2 protein-coding genes are annotated in these 1,448 nt (G+C 65.4%); both read right to left on the bottom strand.

All coding sequences use genetic code 11. The features are described from left to right. Positions 1-39: 39 nt before the first annotated feature. Positions 40-882, bottom strand: a complete 843-nt coding sequence (locus tag FGQ61_RS09545; protein WP_229025993.1) for an IS3 family transposase — start codon at positions 880-882, stop codon at positions 40-42. A 29-nt stretch (positions 883-911) separates the two neighbouring features. Beyond that, positions 912-1,403: a helix-turn-helix domain-containing protein gene (locus tag FGQ61_RS09730; protein ID WP_138375371.1), complete on the bottom strand. Its 492-nt coding sequence runs from the start codon at positions 1,401-1,403 to the stop codon at positions 912-914. Between the last annotated feature and the right edge of the window lie 45 nt (positions 1,404-1,448).

Below are 1,448 nucleotides of genomic sequence, written 5' to 3'. Positions count from 1 at the left end.
GTGAACCGCGCCCCAAATCTTGGACGCCCTAAATAGCGACTAGGCCGCAAGGGCCTGATTCCGGTACTCCTCCGGGGTCAGGCCCTTCAATCTTACCTGCCTCCGGCTCGTGTTCCAGTGGACTATGTATTCCTCCAGGTCGCGTTTGAAATCCTCGAACGTCTTCCACTCGCGGCCCCTGTAGAACTCGTCCTTGACGTGGCCGAAGAGCTGCTCGGTGGCGGCATTGTCGATGCAGTTCGCCTTCCTGGACATGCTCTGGACGATACCGGCGGCCTCGAGCCTGGATGTGTATGAGGCGTGCTGGTACTGCCAGCCCCGGTCCGAGTGCATGGTCGGGGCGGCGCCCTCGGGGATCTTGGACAGCAGCTCGTCGAGCATCCTCGCCTGCTGGGCCATGTCGGGCGTGGTCGATATGTCGCTCGCCACGATCTCCTTGGTGCAGAAGTCCAGCGTCGGGGCCCAGTAGGCCTTACCGCCAGCCACCTTGAACTCGGTGACGTCCGTCCCCAGCTTCTGCCACGGGGCCCCGGCGTCGAAATCCCTCGCGATCACGTTCTCGAACGTTCTGCCGACGACGCCCTTGTACGAGTTGTACCTGTGGTAGGCCGTCTCGCGTCTGATGCCGCAGCGAATCCCCATCTCGCGCATCATCTTGAGCACGGTCTTGTTGGCTATCACGGCCCCCTCTTCCGCCCTGAGGCACATCGCTATCTGCCGGTGCCCGCAGCCGTTGGCGGTGCGCGAGAAGATCTCGGCGGCCGCCTCCCAGAGCTCGGCGCGCGTGGGCCTCGGCGGGTGCGCGAGGGCGTAGTAGTAGGTCGACCGCTTGAGCTCGGCGCATGCGAGCAGGTGCCCGAGCGCGTGCCCCTCGGCGCGCAGGGCCGCGACCGCTTCGGCCTTCGCCCTGGTCAGAGCCCGTCCCTCTCGACCAGGGCACGCAATTTTTTTAGGTAGGCCACCTCGGCCTCGAGCCTTCGGCAGCGCTCCTCGAGCTCCTGCTCGCGGGTGCGCGGCCTCGCCCTGGAACCGCTCGGCCGGCCCTTGGGCCTCGGGCGCAGGGCCTCCGCGCCGCCCCGGCTGTATAGCGCGCACCACTTCTTGAGCGGCGACATCGACATTATGCCGAACGCCGCCATCGCCTCGGCCTTCGTCATGCCGCCGTCGACGACGGCGGAGGCGGCGGCGACCTTCTGCTCGTATGTGTACCTGCCCTGCTTTCCGTCCATGCGCAGCAGCACCTCGCTTCCGAACGACCGGTATACGTAGAGCCATTGTCTCACGGTGCCGAGCGGGACCGACAGCGCCTTCGCCGCCGATTTGTAACCGTGGCCTCGCTCGAAGAGCCCGATCGCCGCCTTCCTGGCCTCGATGTCGTGCTTCACCCTCAAGTCGACACGCATAAAAAGCCTCCCATTTCTCGTGTCCAAGAAATGGGAGGCAGTTCA

The sequence above is a fragment of the Collinsella aerofaciens genome, from assembly GCF_005844325.1.
Classification (GTDB): domain Bacteria; phylum Actinomycetota; class Coriobacteriia; order Coriobacteriales; family Coriobacteriaceae; genus Collinsella; species Collinsella aerofaciens_G.
Note: the sequence above shows the minus strand (reverse complement) of the source record. Positions and strands in the feature narration are given on the sequence as shown.

Excerpts from the sequence above, each read along its gene's own strand:
- FGQ61_RS09730 (WP_138375371.1), bottom strand. The coding sequence starts at position 1,403 with ATGCGTGTCGACTTGAGGGTGAAGCACGACATCGAGGCCAGGAAGGCG.